We start from the raw sequence: 23389 nt of genomic DNA, 5'->3' as shown, positions 1-23389 counted from the left end.
GACTCTCCCAGTCATTAAGCAACTTATATCGCGCGCGCTCTCGTGGCGCGTCACCCAATGCGGATTCAGAGCACTCCCTCGACGGCCTCGACCACGCGCTCAGTGGTGAAGCCGAAATACTTCAGGAGCTCGCCGGCGGGTGCGGATTCACCAAAGCGGTCGATGCCGACCACGGCGCCGTCAAGACCCACGTATTTGCCCCAGAAGTTGGTCACACCCGCCTCGACAGCAACGCGTGCGCGCACGGCACGCGGCAATACTGCCTCACGATAGGCTTCGTCCTGCGCCTCAAAGACATCGACCGAGGGCATGGAAACTACGCGTACGCGGCGCCCCTTCCCCTCAAGCTGCGCCGCCGCATCCATGGCAAGACCGACTTCTGAACCCGTAGCGATCAGGATCGCCTCGGGTGTCCCCTGGCAGTCCTTCAGGACATAACCACCGCGGGCAATGGATGCAAGCTGCTCGTCGCTACGCGACTGGTGCGGCAGGTTCTGACGCGACAGGATCAGCGCACAGGGCCCGTCCGTCCGCTCGATCGCCCGCTTCCAGGCAACTGCGGTTTCAACCGCATCACAGGGCCTCCACAGGTCCAGATTCGGGATCAGACGCAGACTCGAAACCTGCTCGATCGGCTGATGGGTCGGACCGTCTTCACCGAGGCCGATGGAATCATGGGTGTAAACCAGAATCACGCGCTGCTTCATCAGCGCCGCCATGCGTACCGCATTCCGCGCATAGTCCGAGAACATCAGGAAGGTGCCGCCATAGGGGATGAAGCCCCCGTGCAAGGCGATGCCATTCATGATTGCGGTCATGGCGAATTCGCGCACACCGTAATAGAGATAGTTGCCGTCCGCATCCTCGTGGCTGATACCCTTGGCGCCAGGCCACAAGGTCAGATTCGAGCCGGCCAGGTCGGCGGAGCCGCCGAGCAACTCGGGCAGTGCTGGCGCATAGCCGCCGATGGCGTTTTGCGAGGCCTTGCGCGAGGCGATGGTTTCACCCTTCTCGGCCACCTGACGCAGGTAAGCCTGGGACTTCGCCTGCCAGTCGGCCGGTAGCTCACCGCTCATGCGGCGCTCAAACTCGGCAGCCAATTCTGGGTTCGCAGCCTGATAGGCGGCAAACCGCTCATTCCAGGCTGCTTCCTGGGTATCGCCACGCTCACGCGCGCTCCAACCTTCGTAAATCGCCTCAGGAATCTCGAAGGGAGCCGCGTCCCAGCCGATAGTCTTGCGCACCAGAGCGATTTCCTCGTTGCCCAATGCGGCGCCGTGACACTCTTCTTTACCCTGCTTGTTGGGCGATCCCCAGCCGATGATGGTCTTGCACTGAATCATCGTCGGTTTGTCGGTGACCGCACGCGCGATCTCGATCGCAGCCTTGACCGCACCGGCGTCGTGACCGTCGACGTCACGCACCACATGCCAGCCGTAAGCCTCGAAACGGGCGGGGGTATCGTCGGTGAACCAACCCTCGACCTCGCCGTCGATGGAAATGCCGTTGTCGTCATAAAAGGCGATCAACTTGCCGAGACCCAGAGTGCCCGCCAACGAGCAGGCCTCGTGCGAGATGCCCTCCATCATGCAGCCGTCGCCGAGGAAGGCGTAGGTGTGGTGGTCGACAATCGAGTGACCGGGGCGGTTGAAGTGTGCCGCCAGCGCCCTTTCCGCGATGGCCATGCCGACCGCGTTGGTAATGCCCTGACCCAGCGGGCCGGTAGTCGTCTCCACGCCAGGCGTGTAACCGTATTCGGGATGCCCAGGGGTCTTGGAATGCAGCTGACGGAAGCGTTTGATCTCGTCCATCGGCAGATCGTAGCCGGTCAGATGCAGCAACGAATAAACCAGCATCGAACCGTGACCATTGGACATCACGAAACGATCGCGGTTGACCCATCCCGGATTAGCGGGGTTATGCTGCATGTAATCGTTCCACAGCACCTCGGCAATGTCGGCCATGCCCATAGGCGCACCCGGGTGGCCGGAATTGGCCTTCTGAACCGCATCCATGCTGAGCGCACGAATGGCGTTTGCAAGCTCTCTACGCGAAGGCATAGCTTTAGATCTCCCTATAGACTGGACGAATCCGTTGGGCCCATGTCGGTGCCGGTCCACGTCGGGGATACGCGACGAGGCGAAACCCAGCACCAGCCGCAAGGCGTGCCCGAGACGATTCGCGGGCAAATGCCGCACACGCCCGCCTCGGACTCAAAAAGATTGCCATTGTTACCCGACTCATCGTACGGGAGCAATAGCGACATTTTCTTATATGTCACCGACAGATTGACTTATGCATCCACTGCTTAGCGCCTACTCGCCCGGTTCGCAACGCAATACCGCGTCACGCAAAATGGATGAAATGTCACGACCCGCTCGGTTACACTTCCATATCTTACCGGACATACTAAATCCAACCAGCGCCGTCGGCGCCTCGCATTGAGGTCCACTCATCCATGAGCTACGAGCACCTGTTTACGTCCGAATCGGTATCCGAAGGCCACCCCGACAAAATGGCCGACCAGATCTCCGATGCGGTTCTCGACGCCATCCTGGACAAGGACAAGAACGCACGCGTCGCCTGCGAGACCCTGGTCAAGACCGGCATGGTCATCCTCGCCGGCGAAGTCACCACCACGGCCCAGATCGACTATGAAGCCTTGGTCCGCGCGACCGTCAACGAGATTGGCTACAACCACAGCGACCTCGGCTTCGACGGCTCCAGCTGCGCCGTCATCGTCGCCGTCGGCAAGCAATCGCCCGACATCGCCCAAGGCGTGGATCGCGAATCGCGCGAGAACCAGGGTGCCGGCGACCAGGGCCTGATGTTCGGCTACGCCAGTGACGAGACGGACGTACTCATGCCGGCTCCGATCACCTATGCCCATCGCTTGGTCCGCCGCCAAGCCGAGGTGCGCAAGAATGGCACCCTGCCCTGGCTGCGTCCTGACGCCAAGAGTCAGGTCACCTTCCGTTATCACAATGGCAAGCCCGTCGGCGTCGATGCCGTAGTGCTGTCGACCCAACACGATCCCGCAATCTCGCAACGAGACCTGCAGGAGGCGGTTATGGAGCACATCATCCGCCCGGTGGTCCCCGCGGAATGGTTGGGTGCGGACACGCATTATCACATCAATCCGACCGGCAAATTCGTTATCGGCGGACCGGTAGGCGACTGCGGACTGACCGGGCGCAAGATTATCGTCGACACCTACGGCGGCATGGCTCGCCATGGTGGCGGCGCCTTCTCCGGCAAGGATCCGTCAAAAGTCGACCGTTCAGCGGCCTACGCCGGGCGCTACGTGGCCAAGAACATCGTCGCCGCCGGCCTCGCCAGCCGCTGCGAAATCCAGATTTCTTACGCCATCGGCGTGGCCGAGCCGACCTCGATCAGCATCGACACCTTCGGTACCGGACGCATTCCAGACGAACGCATCGTGGCCTTGGTGCGCGAACACTTCGACCTGCGTCCCTGGGGTCTGATCACCATGCTCGACCTGCTGCATCCGATCTATCAACAAACCGCCGCCTACGGTCACTTCGGCCGCGCCGATGTCGACTTGCCCTGGGAGCGCACCGATCGCGCCGCACTGCTCAATGATGCCGCCGGCACCTCGGTTCCGAAGGCTGGCGTTATGTAGCGTCATCTGCTGCCCTGAATCAGGGCAGACACCGCGTCGCCGGGGAGCGTTGCAACAGGGCATCCCCTGCCAGGCCTGACGGCGCGGCCATTCACCCATTGCAACGGCGCTCGCGAACGGACGTGGAGATAACCCATGAACGCCATCGTGAACGATTCTGCACACGATTATTACGTAAAAGACCTCGACCTTGCCGGCTGGGGCCGCAAGGAAATCGCCATCGCCGAAACCGAAATGCCCGGTCTCATGGCGCTGCGCAAGAAATACGCTGCCAGCCAGCCCCTCAAGGGCGCCCGCATCGCCGGCAGCCTGCACATGACCATCCAGACCGCCGTACTGATCGAGACGCTGACCGCGCTCGGTGCAGAGGTGCGCTGGGCCTCGTGTAACATTTACTCGACCCAGGACCATGCCGCCTCGGCCATTGCCGCCACTGGCGTACCCGTATTCGCCTACAAGGGCGAGACGCTGGAAGAATACTGGGAGTTCACCCATCGCATCTTGTATTGGCCTGACGGACAGCCAGCCAACATGATCCTCGACGATGGTGGCGACGCCACTCTGGCGGTCACGCTGGGCGCGAAGGCGGAACACGATGCCGCCGCGATCGGCGGGCCTGAAAACGAAGAAGAAGTCGCATTGTTCGCCGCCATGCGCGAACGTCTCAAGACTCAACCCGGCTTCTACACCAAGCTGGCCGAGAGCATCAAGGGTGTGACCGAGGAAACCACCACCGGCGTACACCGCCTCTATCACATGGAAAAAGACGGGCGCCTGCCCTTCCCCGCGTTCAACGTCAACGATTCGGTGACGAAGTCGAAGTTCGATAATCTTTACGGCTGCCGCGAGTCGCTGGTCGACGGCATCAAGCGCGCGACAGACGTCATGATCGCTGGCAAGATCGCCGTGATCGCCGGCTACGGCGACGTCGGCAAGGGCTGCGCGCAGAGCCTCCGTGGGCTGGGTGCCACCGTGTGGGTGACCGAGATCGACCCGATCTGTGCACTGCAGGCGGCGATGGAAGGCTACCGCGTCGTCACCATGGAAGAGGCCGCACCACTGGCCGATATCTTCGTTACCGCCACCGGCAACCTCCATGTGATCGATCATGATCATATGGTTGCGATGAAGGACCAGGCCATCGTTTGCAACATCGGCCATTTCGACAGCGAGATCAACGTCGCCAGTCTGCGCCAGTACACCTGGGACAACATCAAGCCACAGGTAGATCACATCATCTTCCCGACCAAGCGCCGCATCATCCTGCTCGCCGAGGGTCGCCTGGTGAATCTTGGCTGTGCCACCGGGCACCCTAGCTTCGTCATGTCGAATAGCTTCACCAACCAGGTGCTGGCACAGATCGAGCTGTTCAACAATGACGGCAGCTACGTCAACAAGGTCTACGTCCTGCCCAAAAAGCTCGACGAGGAGGTCGCGCGACTGCACCTCGAAAAGATCGGTGCGCACCTTACACGCCTTAGCGACCAGCAGGCTGAATATATCGACATCCCCGCCGATGGCCCCTACAAGCCGGCGCACTACCGCTACTAAGTCGGCCCGCGTTAATCAGAAGATGTTACCTAATCGTGGGGCCGGCAATCGCCGGCTCCACCGGACGATCCGAGATGTCACACCAAATCCGTCACCCGAAAATTTACAGCTGCGAATTCTTCCCACCCAAGACGGATGAGGCTGCCGAGCGGCTGCAGAAGGTACAGATGGACCTCTGCGCGCTTGGGCTACGCTTTCTATCCGTCACTTATGGCGCGGGAGGCTCCACGCAGGCACGAACGCTGAATACCGTCCTCGCGATCCAGCGCGACTCCGGTATCGATGCCGCACCGCACCTGTCCTGCGTCGGCAGTACCCGCGAGCACATCCGCGAGACCCTGCACATCTACCGAAATCACGGCATTCGTCACCTCGTCGCATTGCGGGGCGACCTGCCTTCCGGTATGCACGATATCGGCGAATTCCGTTATGCCAATGAACTGGTGGCCTTCATCCGCGAGGAAACCGGCGATCATTTTCATATCGAAGTCGCGGCCTATCCGGAAATCCATCCACAGGCGCGCAGCGCCGAAGACGACTTGCGTCACTTCAAGCTAAAGGTCGACGCTGGTGCCGACAGCGCGATCACCCAATATTTCTACAATGCCGACGCCTATTTCCGGTTCGTGGACGAATGCGAACGCATGGGCCTCGATCTGCCCGTAGTACCTGGCATCATGCCGATCACCAACTACACCCAGCTCGCGCGCTTTTCGGACGCCTGCGGCGCCGAAATCCCGCGCTGGGTGCGCAAACGCCTCGAAGGCTACGGCGACGACCGCGATTCGATTCGCGCATTCGGCCTCGACGTGGTCACCGCCTTGTGCGAGCGCCTGCTGGCGGGCGGTGCGCCCGGACTGCACTTCTACACCATGAACCAGTCGGAAGCCACGCTCAGCCTTTGGCAGCGCCTGGGACTGCCGATGCCCGCAACCTGAGCCGAGAAAGTAATGCGTATCCCACGCCTCTACGTCGAGGCAAGCCTCACGCCCGGTGACAACCTGCCATTACCGGAGACCGCATTCCGGCACTGCGTGCAGGTACTTCGCTTAGGAGAGGGCGCGCGAGTCGTGTTATTCAATGGCAACGGTCGCGATTATACTGCGACCCTCGAACGCGTCGGCCGGCGCGAAGCATCCGCTGCCATCATTTCAGCCCGCGAAAATCCTACCGAGTCACCTCTCGACCTCTGTCTCGCACAAGGCATCAGCAAGGCTGATCACATGGATCTGACGATCCAAAAGGCCGTCGAGCTGGGCGTTCGATGCATTTGTCCCGTCATCTGCGCGCGCAGCCAACGCATACCCAGGGACCGCATACCCCGGCGCCATGCGCACTGGCTCGCAATCGCCGTTAGCGCCTGCGAACAAAGCGGACGCAGCCGCTTACCAGCGCTTATGTCGCCAATCGAACTGGACGAGTGGCTCGCCGATATCGGAACGCCAAAGCAACGACTGATGCTCGATCCACGTGCCGATGCCGGATTGAGCGACATCACGTTGGATGCCACTGGGACGTTGGACGTGCTGATCGGACCGGAAGGCGGGTTCGCCGACGATGAACTTACGCGTGTCACCGCCGCGGGAGTCGTCGCCGCCCGCATGGGACCACGCGTGTTACGCACGGAAACGGCCGCTATCGCTGCGCTGACACTGATCCAGGCACGCTGGGGAGATCTGCGCTGAAACTGGCTAGGTGCTGCTCGTTGTCTGCACGCCGGCGAGTTGCCCCGCCAGTCGACGCTCCAAGGCTGCGAAATCGGGAATCGCGGCCTGGCGCTCGCCAAGATTGACCCTGTAGGCCTCAAGCTCACAAGCCTCCTCCCCAGGCTCCGCAATAAGATCCTCCGCACCCAGGCGCATAGGATGCGGGATAGCGGCGAGTGGGAGGGCGTAATAGGTCAAACCCGGCAAATGCTCCAGTGCGTAGATAACGGCATATCGATTGGCCAACGCTTCTTCGCCGGCACCCAGCCCACAGAACACGCCGGGTTCGATCACCACGGGCTGCTGACCACGCCAGGCAAGTCGACCCCGGATCCATGTGGGAGCACCCGACATCGGCTGCAGCGGGTCCGCCGGCACGATTTCGGCCAATATGGCCTGCGGAATCAACCAATGGCGGTGGCTGATCAACTCTACCAGCAAGCTGCCGACCGCATTCATCGCCATGCCTTCGCCCCCATCACCCCACTCATCCGGATTTCCGCCGGTCTGCCAACAGCTCTCGGATATTATCCATCAATTCCTGTTCCTGATAAGGCTTGCCGAGATAACGATCGACCCCCAGCTCAAAGGCACGCTGTCGGTGTTTTTCACCACTGCGCGAAGTAATCATGATCACCGGTATCTGCCTGAAGCGTGTGTCGTTGCGTAAATAAGAGGCCAGCTCGTACCCGTCCATGCGCGGCATTTCGATATCGGTCAGAATCAGGTCTGGCAGGTGTTCTTCCAATTGCGCAACCGCGTCCATGCCGTCGCGAGCGGATATGACCTCGTAATCACCACGGCCCAGCATACGGGCCGTCACCTTGCGGATGGTGATTGAATCATCCACCACCATCACCGTTTGACGTGCCGGCGCCGCATGTTCAACATGCCGCGGTGTTTCACTGCGAATCAGGCTGATGCTGGCCAGTCGGACCAAGCTAGGAACGTCCAGAATCAAGACGACTCGGCCGTCGCCTAGGATCGTAGCCCCAGCAACGCCACGCAGCTTGCTCAGCTGCGCGCCCAACGCCTTGACCACGACCTCGCGGCTACCGAGGAGGCTGTCGACCATCAAGGCGATGCGCTGCTCACCAGAGCGCAGCATCAGCAACGGACGATAAATGCCCTCCTGCTCTGGCAATTGTCCGGCCGGCTCTCCAAACAGCGCATCCAGACGCTTCAGGCGGTAGGAATTACCCAGGTATTCGTAACCCGGCTCATCCCCCGCGAAATACTCGGCCAGCACCCGCGTCGAAAGACGTACCACACCCTCGATGCCCGATAATGGCACCGCATACAGATCGTCGCCGGACTGCGCTAGTAGCGCTTGCGTAATCGTCAGCGTAAACGGCAATCGCAAGGTAAAGCGGGCGCCCTTACCTGGCTCCGAGCCGATCGCAAGTACTCCACCCAGTTGACGCACCTCACGCGCGACCACGTCCATACCCACGCCGCGGCCCGCGATCTGGCTAATCTCCGTTGCCGTGCTGAAACCCGTCTCCAGAATAAGTTGTAGCGCCTGTTCATCATCCAGTTCGACGCCGGCATCGAGCAATCCCTGGCTGCGGGCTCGCTGCCTCACCGCTTCGGCATCGATACCACGGCCATCATCCTCGACCACGACCACGATCTCGCTCCCTTCACGGCTAAAGCGCACGCCGATGCGGCCCTGTTCGGGTTTTCCAGACGTACGACGCACATCCGGCCGCTCGATGCCATGCGCCACCGCATTGCGCAGCATGTGTTCAAGCGGGGCAATCAGATGATCGAGAATGGTGCGATCGACTTCGTGCTCGGCGCCCTCGAAATCCAGCGTCACACGCTTGTCCAGCTCCGTTGCGGTCTGCCGCACGACACGATTTAACCGTGAGGAAAGACCGCCCACGCGGACCATTCGCGTACGCATCAATCCGTCCTGGAGATCCGTGCTGACGCGAGCCTGCTGTAGCAGGAGTGTTTCCGCATCGCGCAGCTGTTCGGCCATCAGCTCCTCGATACTGGACAAATCGCTGACGCTCTCTGCAAGTGCACGCGAAAGCTGCTGCATATTCGAGTAACGATCCAACTCCAGAGGATCAAAATCGGTGTTCTGTGCCGGTAATTCGCCATGTTCCTGCTCGTAACGGAACAGAATCTGTGCTTCGGTTTCCAATTCCAACTTACGCAACTGTTCGCGCAGTCTTGTCGATGTTTGGCGCAATTCGGCTAAGTTGTAACCCAATCCCGTAACTTGCTGCTTAAGACGGGCATGGTAGATATTGACTTCGCCCGCGTGATTGACGAGCCCATCAAGTAGCGCCGCCCTCACGCGAAGATGATCACCAGCACCAGCGCGTGCTTCCGACTCGGCAGCCTCGTCGGGGGCATCCCGCGCCGCTATGGTCGCGGGCGTATTCGGACCGCTGGAGGCCGCGCCGCCGTCCTGCGAGAGCGTTTCATCAGAAGCCGGCGTCATGTCCTCCGCCACCATGCCAGCATCACTCTGCCCGTAAGCATCGAGGCGTTCTATCATGGCCATTTGCGGATAAATCATGTCACCTTCGCGCGCTTGATCGAGCATGCCACTCAAACAATCCAGCGCGGCATGCAGCAATGCAAAACCAGCTTCCTCGGGCGCGGCGGCGGCCTCAGCCATGCGTGCGACACGTGTTTCTAGGGCGTGGGTCAGATCTCCAATAGTGGTGAACTCAGCCATGCGTGCACCGCCCTTGAGCGTATGCAACTGCCGCTGCAGCATGCCTATGGCCGCCAGCGTATCGCCATCCGTTGATTGCCATGATGCGACTGCCGACTCGGCTCCCTCCATCAACTCATCGGCCTCGTCGAGGAAAATCTCCACCAATTCCGGGTCCAGTGCCTCGACCTTGTCCGGAACCCCGGCCTCTCGTGGCGAGGGCAACCGCTCGTCGTAGGTTGCCAGCACGCTGGTCTCGACGTCAGCCAACGCAGCCAGCGCCTGTTCGCGCAATACACTGGTGTCCGGCAGGGATGTCCGAGCGTCACTCAATGCGTTCAGTACGGCACGCCCAGATTCATTGGCGGAACCATAGAGATCGAGGAACGCCGGCGAGAGGCCTCGATGGGATTCAATCAGATGCTTTGCAATACCTTCAAGCGGGGCAAACACCTCGTATATGGCCGGGACGCCTGCGGTCTGTGCGCTGCCATGGATGGTGTGCAAGGCGCGTAGAAAATCCTCACCGATTTCGATAGGGCCAGCAGCACCTCTGGCCTCACTCAGAAACTCGTCAACGACCGCAAAGTGCTGCCTGGATTCTCGTGTATAAATATCGAGTAAAATCGGATCAAGGTATGCCTCTGCCTCTGCCTCTGCCTCTGCCTCTGCCTCTGCCTCTGCCTCTGCCTCTGCCTCTGCCTCTGCCTCTGCCTCTGCCTCTGCCTCTGCCTCTGCCTCTGCCTCTGCCTCTGCCTCTGCCTCTGCCTCTGCCTCTGCTGGTATTTCCGGCACGTCCGCCAGAGCGAATGCTTCCGCCAATACTGGTTCGATACGTGCCTGCTCGACAGACGAATCATCGAGCGGAATGTCACCAGCGGCATGCATGTGCGCTGGCTCGGAGATCAGGGTTTCATTCATTTCATCCGGAGCTAACGACGGTTCTGGATCCGTAGAGTCCAGGTCGACCGTCGGCGCATCCGGCATCCCAACACGACCTGCGCGCGCCGCAAGTAGTCGGACATCCAGCGTTGGCGCCTCTCCACCCTGCAGATGGACAATCAGCTGATGTAGCGCGGGAATAGCCTCATCAAGCAAGGCAAAATGCGCCTCCTGAATCGCCACGCGCTGATCGAGCACTTGGTTGAGCATGCCTTCGAAGGCCCAGGCGAACTCTCCCAGACACTCTGCGCCAGCCAAACGGCCGCTTCCCTTGAGCGTATGGAAGGAACGGCGTAGATCATGTAGCGCCACCAAGTCCTGCCGGTCCGCGCGCCACCGGGGGACAAGGGATCGAATCCGCTGATACTCTTCTTCCGCCTCTTCGAGGAAAATCTCCAGAATTTCGGGGTCCGCATCCGGCTTCAACACGCGCCAGCCAGGCATTTCCTCGGACGAAACATCCACCCGATCCGCTGCAGGCGTTGCGTTTGACTCGGCAGGGTCCAAAGCAGGTGCCGGTGAGATAGCCGTGATGGCCATTTCGTCTTCGACGACATCCTCTTCAGGTTCGGCCGGCGCTTCTTGCGGAACCCTGTCGCCGGAGCCGAGCACCGTCTCTTCTACGCGCGCCTCGCCGAACATATCGCCTAACAGTGATAGTGCTTCGTCCGCTCGCGTCAGAAGTGCCTGCTGACCTGGGCGACGCCCCGCCCGTGCCTCCAGATACATTTCGATCGCCGTGGTGGCATCCGCCATCAAATCCAACCAGGCCTGCCCAGGCTGTACCTGTCCCGCAAGCAAGGCCGAAAACTGTGCACGGATCGCGCCGAGCTGCGGCACTGGCTCTGCCACGCCCATCACCGACAACGCAGCGGCCACGTCGCCCAATCGATCAGGCGCTCCGGTAAGCATTCCGGGTTCTGTCGGCGCCGCCAGATAGTTGATCAACGCTTCCTTGACTTGGCTGATTTCGCGTAAGGCCTCGCCGATTCCCGCCGCGGTAATCTCTTGGTGAGGGCCTTCCCCATCGACCAGCGAGGCTTCGCCCCGACGTCGCGCCAATAAATCGTGCAGACTATCTTCGACCGTCAACATGGTCTCGGCCAAGTCGAGCAACTGATCCGCACTGGGAGCCACTTTACCCTGGCTCACCCGCTCGATTTGACGCGCCTGCTCCGTGACTCGGTCACGCGCACCACCGAGACCCAGCATACCCAGCGTATCGCCAATGCGACGCATACGCTCGGCTACCGCGCCGATATCCGAAAGTGTGACCTCATCCGCATGGGTGTAGATCTCAAGCCGATCCCGAACCTCTGCCAAATCCTCGCGGATCGCGTTCGAAACAGCCTCTAAAAGCTTGAGGTTAGGCGCCGAAAGTTCGCGCTTGGCCGCCTCCAAGGTAAGGGTGCGAGGTAGCAGCTCGTCGAGATGAAAGGCTTCTTGAACAGCCTCCACACGAGGTCCGGCGGTCTCCGCGCGCGCGACGTAGAACAGTAGGTTCTTGAGCAGCTCATCGCCTAATCCAGCAGCGAATCCAGTCTCTCCCTGATCGATAAGCCGTTTGATTTCGCGATCCACGCGTCCCAGTAGCAACTTGACGGCTACCGGCACCTCCGTACGGCTGACGCCATCGAGCATTGCGCCGGACACCCACCAGAATCGCTTCGCTGCAGCCTCGGTCGAGGCAGCCTCCAGGGCATCAATCACCTTGATCATGTGTGACAGTGCCGTGCCGATATCTTGGTCGCGAAACAAACCAAGCAGGCCCAACTGGAATCGATGGCGCTTGCCCTTGGCCGTCACCGCGGCCTTAGAGACGCCTTCGGCAGCGGCCATGAACGTACCATTGCCTTCACTTGCCAGATCCGGCAGGAAAACCACGGCCTCGGAAAGCAGCTCGGCGTCCCTCGCGGCGCGCAAATCATTGAGCAGAGAGAGAATGACAATCGGGGTGTCGGGATGTCCCGACTGCACATACTCAAGGTAATCGGGCAGTTGCAGTACCGCAGCGGAGAGCACGCCCAGGCCCACATCGAGGTTGCCGACCTGCCCGCTCAGCAAGGCATCAGCCAACGCCTCCATTTCCTCCGCCAGCATGACCGCACCAGCCAGATTGACCACCTGCAGGGTACCTCGCACCTGGCGAAGCAGTGTAACGGTCTGTCTCAGGCGCTCCTGATCGCGGTTGCCGTCCTCGATATAGGATTCCAGCGATTGCCTGGCCCGGTCGAGCAGCGCATCCAGTTCGGGCTTCACCCAACCGAGCACATCAAATTCGACGGTCGTTTCGTGCTTCATTGGCAAAACCACCCTATCATCGGCCCGCACTCGGCCGGTCGTGAGTCGGCGTCAGGCCGCCTCGATATCGGAGGCGCCACCGTCATCCAGCACAACCGTGTCGGTATCCTCGCTGTCGGGCAGCTTGAAGCCGGCAACCGTGCGCCGCAGCTCGGCAGCAAGCTCGGTCAGCTGACCGATCGACTGCGCGGTCTCGTGCGTGCTGTCCGAGGTCTGCATCGTGATTTCCTGAATCACATTCATGGTATTGGTCACGTTGGCGGCCACTGCCGCCTGCTGACGTGCCGCACTCGCGATGGTCATAATCTGCTTCGCGAGCTGGTTGGACACGCTCTCGATCTCAGCCAGCGCGTCGCCAGCGTCACCGGCCAGCTGCCCCCCGGCAACCACGTTCGAGGTGCTCTGTTCCATCGACAACACCGCCTCGCTGGTATCGGCCTGAATCGCCTTGACCAGTGCTTCGATCTGGCGGGTGGCATTGGCAGAACGCTCCGCCAGGCGCTGGACTTCGTCGGCCACCACCGCGAAGCCACGTCCGGCCTCGCCCGCCGCCGACGCCTGGATGGCGGCGTTCAGCGCCAGAATGTTGGTCTGGTCGGCGATGTCGTTGATGAGGCCGACGATGTCGCCGATCTCCTGCGAGCTTTCGCCGAGGCGCTTGATGCGCTTGGCGGTGTCCTGAATCTGTTCGCGAATGGTGTCCATGCCGTCGATCGAACGCCGCACAGTGGCTGCGCCCTTGGCCGCGATCTCGACGGATTTTTTGGCCACATCCGCCGAAGACATCGCGTTCTTGGATACCCGTTCGATGGAATCCGCCATATCGGTCACCGCCGCCGAGGCAGAGGCAATCTCGCGCGCCTGATGGCCGCTGGCGTCGGCAAGACGCAAGGCCGTAGTCTGTGTTTTCTCGGCCGCGGTCGCGACCTGCACCGATGTCTGGTTGATCGTGGTCACCAGACTGCGCAGGGCATCGATGGCATAATTAACCGAATCGGCGATAGCCCCCGTGATGTCCTCAGTCACCGTGGCATGAACCGTAAGATCGCCTTCCGCCAGATTGGTCATCTCGTCGAGCAGGCGCAGGATCGCGCGCTGGTTACGGCGATTTTGCTCGGTGGTCAATGCCAAACGACGCTGCGAATCGCGGTACAACAATGCACCGAAAAGAATCAGCACAAATAAGGCCAAGCCACCGAAGACGTAACCGGCCAGATTGATCAGGCCCAAACGACGATAGTGCGCCCCCAGTGCCGTTTCCAGATCACCCGTGGCGCTCAGCAGCTGTGGTGCATTGGCCTGCAGCTGCGTAGAGGCGTTCTTGATCGCAAACAACCGGGGCGCAAGCTCAAGGATCGTGGCCACATGGTCGCTCACTGAACTGAACAACATCGCAATCTGGCGTAGGATTTCACGGGTCTGCTCATCCTTCACCGGGGCGATCTTCATCGCCGCATTACCGGTCAGCAAGGCCTGCATTACGTTGCCGAACAACGTCGCATCCCGCCCGAATTGGTCGGCAGCGGTGGAAGCGCCCTCCCCCCCTTGCAAAACACGGGTCAAGCTGTTCTGGATACGCAGCGCGAGTAGGGTCTGACGCTCGGCCACGTAGATCTCCTGAGCGCTTGCGCCACGCTTGACCAACGCAGTCGTGACCTGATCCGAAAAGGCCAGCAGCTTGGGTACATACCGGTCGACATCGGTCACATAGCGCGTGATGTCAGCAACCGATTTCTGTCCTTGGATAATCTCGTCCAACCGATTGCGATAGATCTGCCACAGGGTATTGAGACGTTCATATTGCGGTTTAAGCGATTCCGGCAGTGCCGGGCCCGCGCCTTGGCCACCAAGATTGTATGCCTGCATCAGCGCATCGAAATGATCACGCTGCTCAGCCAGTCGCTTGAAGGCGAGCGTATTACCCCCGGCAGCCTCAAGCGCAGTTGCAGCCAACTGCTGGGAAAGCAACTGCTGCGCGGCGTTGGTGCGCGTAAACCGCTGGTAATGACGATCCTGGATTGCGGTGTAGACGAAGGATGCGCCCGCAAGCAACAGGAAAAGCAGTAGCAATGCGAACAGCAGCGCAAATCGTCCGCTCAGCCCGATTTTCTGCCGATCAGCCTTTCTTGGTGACTTCATGCATTTTTCTCCAAGCTGACAGTCGATTCCGGTCTCCGGAACGCTTCACGCCAAGTATCATTCATGTCGCGGTTCACAGTGCCGCATCCTGAAATGCCGGATTGTTTACCAGGCGCCTGATGCTGAAAACGGGCTTGACCAAGCCCTGATCGACAAAGCCCTCGACGACGTAGACATCAAGGGGGTCGGGCAGTGTCGGCGTGTCACCGGTACGTTGCGTCTCGAGGAAGTGGCGCATACCAATCACGGCATCCACCCGCAAGCCAATCAGTGAACCATCCTGCTTGACCACCAGCACTCTCCCAGCCTCCGCAGTCGGCGCCGCCGAGGCAAACAGGTAGCGCCGTAGATCAATGATCGGCAGTAGGTTTCCTCGCATGTTCGCCAGCCCCAATACCCAAGGCTTTACACCTGGGAGATGTGCGACGGGCAGCATATCGCCGATCTCGGCAACCTCGCTCATCGCCGCAACCATCTCGTACCCGGCCAGCTTGAACAGCACACCAGACCACTGCTGATGCTGCGCCTCCGCGACCGGCAGTCCAGGCGAGGCTACACGGCACTTGCGCTCCAGCTGCACCAGGTAGTCGTAGGGCGAACGTTGTTCGGTGGCGGACATGGTTCGCTGATGGTCGCTTAGGATGCCAGCAGGCTTTTGACCCGCTCAATCAGATCCTTTTCCTTGGCCGGTTTGACGATATAGTCGCGCGCGCCTTGGCGAATCGCCCAAACCTTGTCGGTTTCTTGATCCTTGGTGGTGACCATGATGATCGGAATCTTCGCGGTTTCCGGCTCGCGTGCCAACTGACGCGTTGCCTGAAAGCCGTTCAGACCCGGCATCACCACATCCATCAACACGAGATCGGGTTTGAGTCGGCGCGCAATATCAACGCCCTCTTCACCGCTCTGGGCCGCCGTTACCTGGAATCCGTTTTTCTCCAGCATGCCCTTGATGACATGCAACTCGGTAGGCGAATCGTCCACTACCAATATATGCGCCATCGCTTCCTAGTCTCCTGTGGCCTTGGCCATCTATGCACTTTGAATTGATTTTTCTAATGTCGATACCGCCGCCCTGGGTGGCGGTCATCACGAGTCCGGCAGGGCCTCGATACTCATGTAAATTTTCTGATCGCGTCGAGTAAATCGTCTCGCGTAAAGGGCTTGGTCAGATATTCCTCCGACCCAACGATACGGCCGCGCGCTTTATCGAAAATGCTGTCTTTACTCGAAAGCATGATCACCGGTGTCTTACGGAAGGCGCCATTCTGCTTGATCAGGGCACAAGTCTGATACCCATCCAGCCGTGGCATCATGATATCGACAAATACGATGTCTGGGCGAAACTCCGCAATCTTGGCCAGCGCCTCAAAACCGTCGTTGGCGGTCACCACCTCACAGCCCTCTTTCTTAAGCAGGGTTTCGGCGGTCCGTCGGATGGTTTTACTATCATCGATCACCATCACCCTGAGGGTCGCGTCTCCGGTATCGACACCCGCCGCACCATTGACCTGCCTGGCATCCGTCACGCTCAACTCATCACCCCCGTTGGCCGCTAAGCCTAACTTGACGTTCGAATGTACCCTATCTGCCGAGCGAGGCGCAAACAGCCAAGCGCGCCTGCGCCGCAGGGCGATCATGCGCTAGACTCTGAACCCCCAGCCGCACCTGCCCATCAAAACAATCGAGCCGCCCCCCATGCCCATCCGCCGCCTCGCCGTCCTCATGGACCCCATCAGTCGCATCAACATCAAGAAGGACAGCACCTTCGCCATGATGCTCGCCGCTCAACGACGCGGCTGGGCGCTGGAATACCTTGAGCAGAGCGACCTCTATCTGCGCGATGGCCATGTTTTCGCCGCCAGCCGCCCCGTCGAGGTCCGGGACGACCCCGCCGGCTGGTTCACACTGGGAGAGCGCGTCGAACGGCCGCTGACCGATATGTCTGCCGTACTCATGCGCAAGGACCCGCCCTTCGACCTCGAGTACCTGTATAGCACCTACCTTCTGGATCTGGCCGAGCGCGAGGGCTGCCTTGTGGTCAATCGGCCGGCCAGCCTGCGCGACGCCAATGAGAAACTCTTCACCACCTGGTTCCCGCAATGCACTGTACCGACGCTGGTCAGCCGTGAGATGTCCAGATTGCGCGCCTTTGCCGCCGAGTTCGGCGATATCATCCTAAAACCCCTCAACGGTATGGGCGGCGAGTCGATCTTCCGTGTGCGTTCGGGGGATCCCAACACCAGCGTCATCCTGGAAACCATCACCGAACGCGGGCGGCGCACGGTGATGGCTCAACGCCTGATTCCAGAATACGTCGATGGCGACAAACGCATCCTGCTCATCGACGGAGAACCCGTACCCTACGCCCTGCTGCGCGTGCCGGCGCCTGGCGAATCTCGTGGAAATCTCGCAGCCGGCGGGCACGGCGTTGCGGTACCGCTGACGGATCGCGACCGCTGGATCTGCGCGGAAGTGGCGCCCGAACTGCGTCGGCGTGGATTATTGTTTGTTGGCCTCGATGTCATCGGCGACTACCTCACCGAAATCAATGTCACCAGCCCGACCTGTATCCGCGAGCTGGATGCCGCTCAAGGCCTCGATATCGCCGGCCAGTTCATACAAGCCATCGAGAGCCGCCTTAACTGACGCCAGACGCCGGCCGACGACTAGTCGGCCGATTCGAGGGCGGGGTACACTCCGCTGGGAATACGAACGCGGCTTGCATGAAAAATACGACTCCGCCAGCGCCCATCACCGACAAAGACCGCCTTGGGCTCACCCTGTTCCTGGCGGTTGTGGTGCACGGCATCCTGATTCTCGGCCTAACCTTCAAGGCATTGTCCGAGCATCTCGAACGGCCATCGCCGACACTCAACGTCCTACTGGTGCAAACCGCTGCCGACAAAGCGCCCAAAGAAGCCAATTACATCGCCCAAGCCAACCAGCTCGCCAGCGGCAATAGCGACCGTACCGGTCACCCCGGGCGTCCGTTCTTCGCGCTCAATCCGAATCCCACCGACGGCGTGGCGCCGATACCGCAGGTGGCATCAACCCCACAAACCTCCGCCGAGCAGCGACACCGCGACGTGCTCACCAGCGACCATTCCGACTACAGCCTACCGCCAGAAGCGCGCACCCGAGGCCCCCAAACTCAGGCCGACCCGCAGGATCAACACCTGCTGCAGCTGCAACTCGAGCAGGCAAGACTAACCGCCGAAATTCGCCGCGAGACCACCGACTACAATCGCCGGCCCCGGCGCCTGTTCCTGGATACCGTCAACGCCAAGACAGCGGTCGAGGCAGGGTATCTCGCCCACTGGGTACAACGGGTCGAGCGCGTAGGTAACCTGAACTATCCCGACACCGCGATCCGCGACCGCCTACAAGGGCGTTTGATTCTTAATGTCCTCATTTCGCACACCGGACATATCATCAAGATCATAGTGGCCCGCTCGTCCGGTTCGACGGTACTCGACGATGCAGCAAAACGCATCGTCCGCCTGGCCTCTCCCTTTCCGCCGTTTCCGGCGGCTATGCGCAAGCAATACGACCAGTTGATGATCACCCGCACATGGATCTTCCAGAGCGGGCAGCTACGCACCACAGGCCACGGCTGACCCCCGACGAGGCTTACCGATACGCCGGCCGCTTGCCGCATCGCCTCGGCCACCGGATACTATGCACATGGCACTTACCGATACCCTATCCAACCAGCTCCTGATCGCGATGCCTCAACTCGCCGATCCGAATTTCACGCGCACATTGACCCTCATTTGCGAGCACTCCGCCGAGGGTGCGATGGGTGTCATCGTTAACCGTACCCTGGACCTGCGCCTGGGCGAATTGCTGCAACACATGCAAATCGAAGGCGCCAGCGACGCCCTGCGCGATCATCCCGTCTACTATGGCGGCCCCGTCGAACCGGAGCGCGGCTTTGTCCTGCATCGCCCGATCGGGGAGTGGGACACGACCATCGCGGTGACCCCTACCCTGGGGCTCACCGCTTCGCGCGACATCCTCGCCGCGATGGTCAGTGGAGAGTTGCCGCGCGACGCCTTGGTCATGCTCGGCTATGCCGGCTGGGGTCCCGGACAACTCGAGGAAGAACTGACGGGCAATGCCTGGCTGACCTTGCCTGCCGAGGAATCCATTCTTTTCGAAACCACCGCGGAACAGCGCTGGCAGGCCGCCGCCCGTCGGCTCGGCGTCGACCTCAATCTCTTCACCGGCGACGTCGGTCATGCTTGAGCGGGCACTTCGACAGACATGACGGCGGGCGGCACAGTCATGGGCTTCGACTACGGCACACGGCGCACGGGCGTTGCGGTGGGTCAGCGAATCACGGGAACCGCCCGTCCGCTGACCACCCTCGGCATGCCCGGCGGCCAGCCAGACTGGCCAGCCATCGATCGCCTTGTGCGTGACTGGGCGCCCACCGATGTCGTCGTAGGCCGCCCTACGCGCATGGACGGCAGCGTTACACCGCTGACCGCGGTGGCCGAAGGCTTCGCCGTCACACTCGGCAAACGCTATGCCCTGCCGGTCAGCCTGATCGATGAGCGACTGAGCTCCCGCGAAGCCGAGACGGAGCTGCGTCGGCAGCGTGGCAACGGCACCCGCGGCCCCATCCGCAAAGACGACATCGACCAGGAAGCCGCAGCCGTACTGGTACGCGATTGGCTAACCCGGACCACACACGCCAACACCTCGAACCACAGCGAGAATCCATGAACCCAAGCTCAGCCCTGCCCGATGTCGAGTCGCTGCTCGACCACATGGCCGACGCCTTGCGCGTCCCGCTGGCCGAACACGGCGGGTCGGCTTGCCTGATCGGCATTCACACTGGCGGCATCTGGGTCGCCGAAGGCCTGCACCGCCGACTCGGCCTCGACCAGGCAATGGGCACTCTCGATATCACCTACTATCGCGATGACCTCTCTCGCGGCGGCCTACACCCCCATATCCGTCCCTCCCGCCTTCCTTGGAGCGTGGATGATCAACTGGTCATTCTGGTCGACGATGTACTGCATACCGGACGCACCGTGCGCGCGGCGCTCAACGAGATCTTTGATTTCGGGCGCCCCGCGCGGGTATTGTTCGCCACACTGGTCGACCGAGGCGGTCACGAGCTACCGATCTCAGCCGACGTGATCGGCGCTCGCTACGATGACCTACTACCCACACAACGAATCAAACTCAGCGGCCCGGACCCACTGATGCTCACCCTGGTTGAACGCGAGGCGTCCGCGCAATGAACACGCATCCTGCGCCGCACCGCCCCGGCCCGCTGCCCACCAGCATGCAGGTCGAAAACGGGCAATTGCGTCACCTGCTCACCGTCGAGGGCCTCGGCCGACCGCTGATCGAGCAGATCCTCGACAACGCCGAGTCCTTCGCAGGCATGAACGACCAGGGCGTCAAAAAACTCCCGCTGCTGCGCGGCAAGACGGTCGCCAATCTATTCTTCGAGGCCAGTACACGCACGCGCACCACCTTCGAGCTGGCCGCCAAGCGCCTGTCCGCGGACGTGCTCAGCCTGAACATGAACGCATCCGCCACCACCAAGGGCGAGACCTTGCTCGACACCCTGCGCAATCTTGAGGCAATGCAGTGCGACATGTTTGTTGTGCGCCATGCCGACAGTGGCGCCGCACACTTCATCGCTCGTCACGTCGCGCCTCACATCAGTGTGATCAATGCCGGGGACGGTCGTCACGCCCACCCCACGCAGGCGCTACTGGATGTCTTCACCATCCGCCGCCACAAAGGCGAGCTTTCAAAGCTGCGCGTCGCCATCGTCGGCGATGTGTTGCACTCGCGCGTCGCCCGCTCGCAGATCCACGCCCTCAATACCCTCGCCACCGGTGAGGTCAGGGTCATCGGCCCGCGCACCCTGCTGCCAGCAGCCGTCGAGCAGTTGGGCGTACAGGTCTATCACAGCATGGAGCAGGGTCTGAAGGATGTGGACGTAGTCATCATGTTGAGACTGCAAAAGGAACGCATGCAGGGCGCATTCATCCCCAGCGAGCACGAATACTTCCTACGCTACGGACTCGATGCCAAACGCCTCGCGCTCGCCCACCCGGAGGCCATCGTGATGCACCCTGGCCCCGCCAATCGCGGCGTGGAAATCGCCTCGGAGGTCGCCGACGGTCCCCAGTCGGTCATCCTGCAACAGGTCACCTACGGTCTGTCGGTACGCATGGCGGTGATGAGCATGGTCATGGGCGTCAGCCCCCAGGTGCGCGCATGAGGCGCCTGATCCGCGGTGGCCGGATCATCGATCCCGCCAACGGCATCGACCGCATCGCCGATCTGGCCATCGCCGACGGCCGCATCGTCGGCCTCGACCCCGGCGACTTCCAAGCCGATGCACACATAGACGCACGCGGCCTGACCATCATCCCCGGCCTGATCGATCTGGCCGTACGCCTGCGCGAGCCGGGTCAGGAGCACAAGGCCACCATTGCCTCCGAATGTCGAGCCGCCGCCGCCGCAGGCATCACCACCGTCTGCGCCATGCCGGATACGGTGCCCCCCATCGACAGCCCGGCCGACGTGCGCCTGGTACGTCAGAAGGCCCGCAACGCGCATGCGGCTCGCGTGGCGGTCTTTGGCGCACTCACCCAAGGCCTGGACGGCAACCACCTGACCGAAATGGCTGCCCTGCGCGATGCCGGCTGCGTTGGCGTCACCAATGCCTTGCGCCCTCTCGCCAGCCCGCTGATTCTGCGCCGCGCGCTGGAATACGCCGCCAGCCTGGGGCTCATCGTGGTCGTGCAGCCGCTGGAACACACGCTGATGCCCGATGGCTGCGCGCATGAAGGTCCCGTGGCCTCGCGCCTGGGCCTGCCCGGCATCCCGGTCGCCGCCGAAACCGCCGCACTTGGCCAGATCCTCGCACTGGTCGAGCAGACCGGCGCGCGCGTACACTTCGGCCGGCTGTCCAGCGCCGCCGCCGTGCGTGACCTGCAACGCGCCATCGCCGACGGCCTACCGGTCAGTGGTGACGTGGCCGCACACCAACTCTTCCTCACCGAGATGGACGTGGCCGATTTCAACGCCCTGTGCCACGTGCTTCCCCCGCTGCGCAACGCGCGCGACCTCAAGGCCCTTCGCGCCGGGGTCGCCGATGGCACCCTGATCGCCATTTGCTCAGACCACCAGCCGCATGAAGACGACGCCAAGCTGATGCCCTTCCCGGCCACCGAGCCGGGCATCTCCGCACTGGAGACCCTACTCCCGCTCGCACTACGCCTGGTAGACGAGGGTAGCCTGACACTCGTTGAAGCCATCCGCAGCGTCACCTGCGGACCCGCTCAGATACTTGGGCTCAACGGCGGCAACCTTGCACCCGGCCGGCCGGCCGACATCTGTATTTTCGACCCGGAAGCGGAGTGGAGCCTGGATGTCGAGCAACTCCACAGCCGCGGTCGCAACACCCCGTTCCAGGGTTGGGCATTACGCGGCCGCGTCCGCCACACTTTGGTCCGCGGCGAACCGATTTACGAATCCTCCGAACACAGCGATCCACACGTATGAACGCCAAGCCGCATCGCAATACGATTTTCGTCGAGGACGCCCTCGTGCTGACGCACGAGGCGCACGAGGCCGCCCAGTACGTCCTGCGCGTGCAGGCGCCTCACTGCGCGGCACACGCAGAGCCCGGCAGCTTCGTCCACCTGAGCTGCGACCCCATGCTCCCGCTGCGACGCCCGCTGTCGATCATGCGCGTCGATCCCCGTGCCGGTTGGGTCGAATTCCTCTATAAGGCGGTCGGCTACGGCACTGGCCTGCTGGCTCGCCGCCGACCCGGCGAGACGCTCAGCGTAATGGGTCCCATCGGACGCCCCTTCGAACCCCACCCGCAACGTCGCCGACCGCTGCTGATCGGCGGTGGCGTCGGAATTCCCCCAATGGTGTTTCTAGCCGACCGCCTGCGCCGGCAGCCGGACTACCGGCCGTTTGCAATCCTCGGCTCCGAGGTACCCTTCCCATTCCACCCTAGGCCCTCACAGATCATGTTACCCGGCATCCCCGAGGGCGCCATCGCCGCCATGCCGCTACTTGAAGACTGGGGAATTCCCTCACGGCTGGCCAGCCTGCAAGGCTATGCGGGCTGCCATGAGGGTTACGTCACTGATCTGGCGCGGCGCTGGTTACAAGCGCTGCCGGCAGAGACGCTGGCCGAGGTGGAATGCTTCGCCTGCGGGCCGCACCCGATGCTCGCTGCCGTCGCCTCGCTAGCGCACGAATTCAACTTGCCGACACAGGTGTCGCTTGAGGAATACATGGCCTGCGCGGTCGGCGGCTGCGCCGGCTGCACCGTACGCGTGAACACGCCAGATGGACCGGCGATGAAGCGCGTATGCGTGGACGGACCGGTGTTCGATGCCGAGACGGTCGAATTCGGAACTCACTAAGGCC

The 23389-nt window shown here is 61.6% G+C and carries 19 protein-coding genes and 1 riboswitch; of the genes, 12 read left to right on the top strand and 7 right to left on the bottom strand.

Annotation, left to right across the window (positions count from 1 at the left end; all coding sequences use genetic code 11):
- Nucleotides 1–65: 65 nt before the first annotated feature.
- Nucleotides 66–2060 carry a transketolase gene (gene tkt, locus BI364_RS01455; RefSeq protein ID WP_070077241.1) on the bottom strand — a complete coding sequence of 665 codons (1995 nt, stop codon included), beginning with the start codon at nt 2058–2060 and terminating at the stop codon, nt 66–68.
- Between the two features lie 398 nt (nt 2061–2458).
- On the opposite strand from tkt, the gene metK reads away from it, so the two are divergent.
- The 4 genes from metK (at nt 2459) to BI364_RS01435 (ending at nt 6879) form a co-directional block, all read left to right on the top strand.
- Nucleotides 2459–3643: a methionine adenosyltransferase gene (gene metK / locus BI364_RS01450; RefSeq protein WP_070077240.1), complete on the top strand. Its 1185-nt coding sequence runs from the start codon at nt 2459–2461 to the stop codon at nt 3641–3643.
- A gap of 35 nt (nt 3644–3678) precedes the next feature.
- A riboswitch (S-adenosyl-L-homocysteine riboswitch) is annotated at nt 3679–3762 on the top strand.
- 16 nt (nt 3763–3778) lie between these two features.
- On the top strand, nt 3779–5194 hold the full coding sequence (gene ahcY, locus BI364_RS01445; protein ID WP_070077239.1) for an adenosylhomocysteinase: 1416 nt from the start codon (nt 3779–3781) through the stop codon (nt 5192–5194).
- 74 nt (nt 5195–5268) lie between these two features.
- A complete protein-coding gene (metF, locus tag BI364_RS01440) occupies nt 5269–6132 on the top strand; it encodes a methylenetetrahydrofolate reductase [NAD(P)H] (protein ID WP_070077238.1) in 864 nt (287 codons plus the stop codon).
- A 12-nt stretch (nt 6133–6144) separates the two neighbouring features.
- A complete protein-coding gene (locus BI364_RS01435; RefSeq protein WP_070077237.1) occupies nt 6145–6879 on the top strand; it encodes a 16S rRNA (uracil(1498)-N(3))-methyltransferase in 735 nt (244 codons plus the stop codon).
- Between the two features lie 6 nt (nt 6880–6885).
- Here the strand turns inward: BI364_RS01435 and BI364_RS01430 are convergent, their stop codons facing one another.
- The 6 genes from BI364_RS01430 to BI364_RS01405 all read right to left on the bottom strand — a co-directional run bounded on the left by BI364_RS01430 (nt 6886) and on the right by BI364_RS01405 (nt 16422).
- On the bottom strand, nt 6886–7365 hold the full coding sequence (locus BI364_RS01430) for a chemotaxis protein CheW (RefSeq protein WP_070077236.1): 480 nt from the start codon (nt 7363–7365) through the stop codon (nt 6886–6888).
- A gap of 22 nt (nt 7366–7387) precedes the next feature.
- Nucleotides 7388–12820 carry a hybrid sensor histidine kinase/response regulator gene (locus BI364_RS01425; protein ID WP_070077235.1) on the bottom strand — a complete coding sequence of 1811 codons (5433 nt, stop codon included), beginning with the start codon at nt 12818–12820 and terminating at the stop codon, nt 7388–7390.
- Between the two features lie 51 nt (nt 12821–12871).
- Complete coding sequence (locus BI364_RS01420) at nt 12872–14959, bottom strand: methyl-accepting chemotaxis protein (RefSeq protein ID WP_070077234.1); 2088 nt, start codon at nt 14957–14959, stop codon at nt 12872–12874.
- 73 nt (nt 14960–15032) lie between these two features.
- A complete protein-coding gene (locus BI364_RS01415; protein ID WP_070077233.1) occupies nt 15033–15578 on the bottom strand; it encodes a chemotaxis protein CheW in 546 nt (181 codons plus the stop codon).
- 17 nt (nt 15579–15595) lie between these two features.
- On the bottom strand, nt 15596–15961 hold the full coding sequence (locus tag BI364_RS01410; protein WP_070077232.1) for a response regulator: 366 nt from the start codon (nt 15959–15961) through the stop codon (nt 15596–15598).
- 113 nt (nt 15962–16074) lie between these two features.
- Nucleotides 16075–16422, bottom strand: a complete 348-nt coding sequence (locus tag BI364_RS01405; protein WP_070079811.1) for a response regulator — start codon at nt 16420–16422, stop codon at nt 16075–16077.
- 235 nt (nt 16423–16657) lie between these two features.
- Between BI364_RS01405 and gshB the strand changes: the two genes are divergently transcribed.
- The 8 genes from gshB to BI364_RS01365 all read left to right on the top strand — a co-directional run bounded on the left by gshB (nt 16658) and on the right by BI364_RS01365 (nt 23385).
- Nucleotides 16658–17608 (top strand): glutathione synthase, encoded by a 951-nt coding sequence (gshB, locus tag BI364_RS01400; RefSeq protein WP_070077231.1) that lies wholly within the window; start codon nt 16658–16660, stop codon nt 17606–17608.
- Between the two features lie 77 nt (nt 17609–17685).
- Nucleotides 17686–18579, top strand: coding sequence for an energy transducer TonB (locus BI364_RS01395; RefSeq protein ID WP_070077230.1), 894 nt, complete (start codon nt 17686–17688; stop codon nt 18577–18579).
- 67 nt (nt 18580–18646) lie between these two features.
- The gene (locus BI364_RS01390) at nt 18647–19210 is read left to right on the top strand and encodes a YqgE/AlgH family protein (protein WP_070079810.1); all 564 of its coding nucleotides are present in this window, start codon (nt 18647–18649) and stop codon (nt 19208–19210) included.
- A gap of 39 nt (nt 19211–19249) precedes the next feature.
- Entirely contained in the window at nt 19250–19693 is a 444-nt protein-coding gene (gene ruvX, locus BI364_RS01385; RefSeq protein WP_197495794.1) for a Holliday junction resolvase RuvX, read from the top strand.
- Nucleotides 19690–20217 carry a bifunctional pyr operon transcriptional regulator/uracil phosphoribosyltransferase PyrR gene (pyrR, locus tag BI364_RS01380; RefSeq protein WP_070077228.1) on the top strand — a complete coding sequence of 176 codons (528 nt, stop codon included), beginning with the start codon at nt 19690–19692 and terminating at the stop codon, nt 20215–20217. Before ruvX ends, pyrR begins: the two co-directional genes overlap by 4 nt.
- Nucleotides 20214–21215, top strand: a complete 1002-nt coding sequence (locus BI364_RS01375; RefSeq protein WP_070077227.1) for an aspartate carbamoyltransferase catalytic subunit — start codon at nt 20214–20216, stop codon at nt 21213–21215. The genes pyrR and BI364_RS01375 overlap by 4 nt, the downstream gene beginning before the upstream one ends.
- On the top strand, nt 21212–22504 hold the full coding sequence (locus BI364_RS01370) for a dihydroorotase (RefSeq protein ID WP_070077226.1): 1293 nt from the start codon (nt 21212–21214) through the stop codon (nt 22502–22504). The genes BI364_RS01375 and BI364_RS01370 overlap by 4 nt, the downstream gene beginning before the upstream one ends.
- Entirely contained in the window at nt 22501–23385 is an 885-nt protein-coding gene (locus BI364_RS01365; protein WP_070077225.1) for a dihydroorotate dehydrogenase electron transfer subunit, read from the top strand. The genes BI364_RS01370 and BI364_RS01365 overlap by 4 nt, the downstream gene beginning before the upstream one ends.
- Nucleotides 23386–23389: the final 4 nt, after the last annotated feature.

The sequence above is a fragment of the Acidihalobacter yilgarnensis genome, from assembly GCF_001753245.1.
In the GTDB taxonomy this organism is placed as follows: Bacteria; Pseudomonadota; Gammaproteobacteria; order DSM-5130; family Acidihalobacteraceae; genus Acidihalobacter; species Acidihalobacter yilgarnensis.
The sequence above is the reverse complement of the archived record's forward strand: the minus strand, read 5'-3'. Positions and strand labels throughout refer to the sequence as shown.

What these genes read in the sequence shown, in the direction of transcription:
- tkt (WP_070077241.1), bottom strand. Translation starts at nt 2,060, where the DNA reads ATGCCTTCGCGTAGAGAGCTTGCAAACGCCATTCGTGCGCTCAGCATG.
- pyrR (WP_070077228.1), top strand. Translation starts at nt 19,690, where the DNA reads ATGAACCCAAGCTCAGCCCTGCCCGATGTCGAGTCGCTGCTCGACCAC.
- ahcY (WP_070077239.1), top strand. Translation starts at nt 3,779, where the DNA reads ATGAACGCCATCGTGAACGATTCTGCACACGATTATTACGTAAAAGAC.
- BI364_RS01420 (WP_070077234.1), bottom strand. Translation starts at nt 14,959, where the DNA reads ATGAAGTCACCAAGAAAGGCTGATCGGCAGAAAATCGGGCTGAGCGGA.
- metF (WP_070077238.1), top strand. Translation starts at nt 5,269, where the DNA reads ATGTCACACCAAATCCGTCACCCGAAAATTTACAGCTGCGAATTCTTC.
- BI364_RS01390 (WP_070079810.1), top strand. Translation starts at nt 18,647, where the DNA reads ATGGCACTTACCGATACCCTATCCAACCAGCTCCTGATCGCGATGCCT.
- BI364_RS01405 (WP_070079811.1), bottom strand. Translation starts at nt 16,422, where the DNA reads ATGGTGATCGATGATAGTAAAACCATCCGACGGACCGCCGAAACCCTG.
- BI364_RS01425 (WP_070077235.1), bottom strand. Translation starts at nt 12,820, where the DNA reads ATGAAGCACGAAACGACCGTCGAATTTGATGTGCTCGGTTGGGTGAAG.
- BI364_RS01435 (WP_070077237.1), top strand. Translation starts at nt 6,145, where the DNA reads ATGCGTATCCCACGCCTCTACGTCGAGGCAAGCCTCACGCCCGGTGAC.
- BI364_RS01395 (WP_070077230.1), top strand. Translation starts at nt 17,686, where the DNA reads ATGAAAAATACGACTCCGCCAGCGCCCATCACCGACAAAGACCGCCTT.
- BI364_RS01410 (WP_070077232.1), bottom strand. Translation starts at nt 15,961, where the DNA reads ATGGCGCATATATTGGTAGTGGACGATTCGCCTACCGAGTTGCATGTC.
- BI364_RS01415 (WP_070077233.1), bottom strand. Translation starts at nt 15,578, where the DNA reads ATGTCCGCCACCGAACAACGTTCGCCCTACGACTACCTGGTGCAGCTG.
- BI364_RS01370 (WP_070077226.1), top strand. Translation starts at nt 21,212, where the DNA reads ATGAGGCGCCTGATCCGCGGTGGCCGGATCATCGATCCCGCCAACGGC.
- gshB (WP_070077231.1), top strand. Translation starts at nt 16,658, where the DNA reads ATGCCCATCCGCCGCCTCGCCGTCCTCATGGACCCCATCAGTCGCATC.
- BI364_RS01375 (WP_070077227.1), top strand. Translation starts at nt 20,214, where the DNA reads ATGAACACGCATCCTGCGCCGCACCGCCCCGGCCCGCTGCCCACCAGC.
- BI364_RS01365 (WP_070077225.1), top strand. Translation starts at nt 22,501, where the DNA reads ATGAACGCCAAGCCGCATCGCAATACGATTTTCGTCGAGGACGCCCTC.
- ruvX (WP_197495794.1), top strand. Translation starts at nt 19,250, where the DNA reads ATGGGCTTCGACTACGGCACACGGCGCACGGGCGTTGCGGTGGGTCAG.
- metK (WP_070077240.1), top strand. Translation starts at nt 2,459, where the DNA reads ATGAGCTACGAGCACCTGTTTACGTCCGAATCGGTATCCGAAGGCCAC.
- BI364_RS01430 (WP_070077236.1), bottom strand. Translation starts at nt 7,365, where the DNA reads ATGGCGATGAATGCGGTCGGCAGCTTGCTGGTAGAGTTGATCAGCCAC.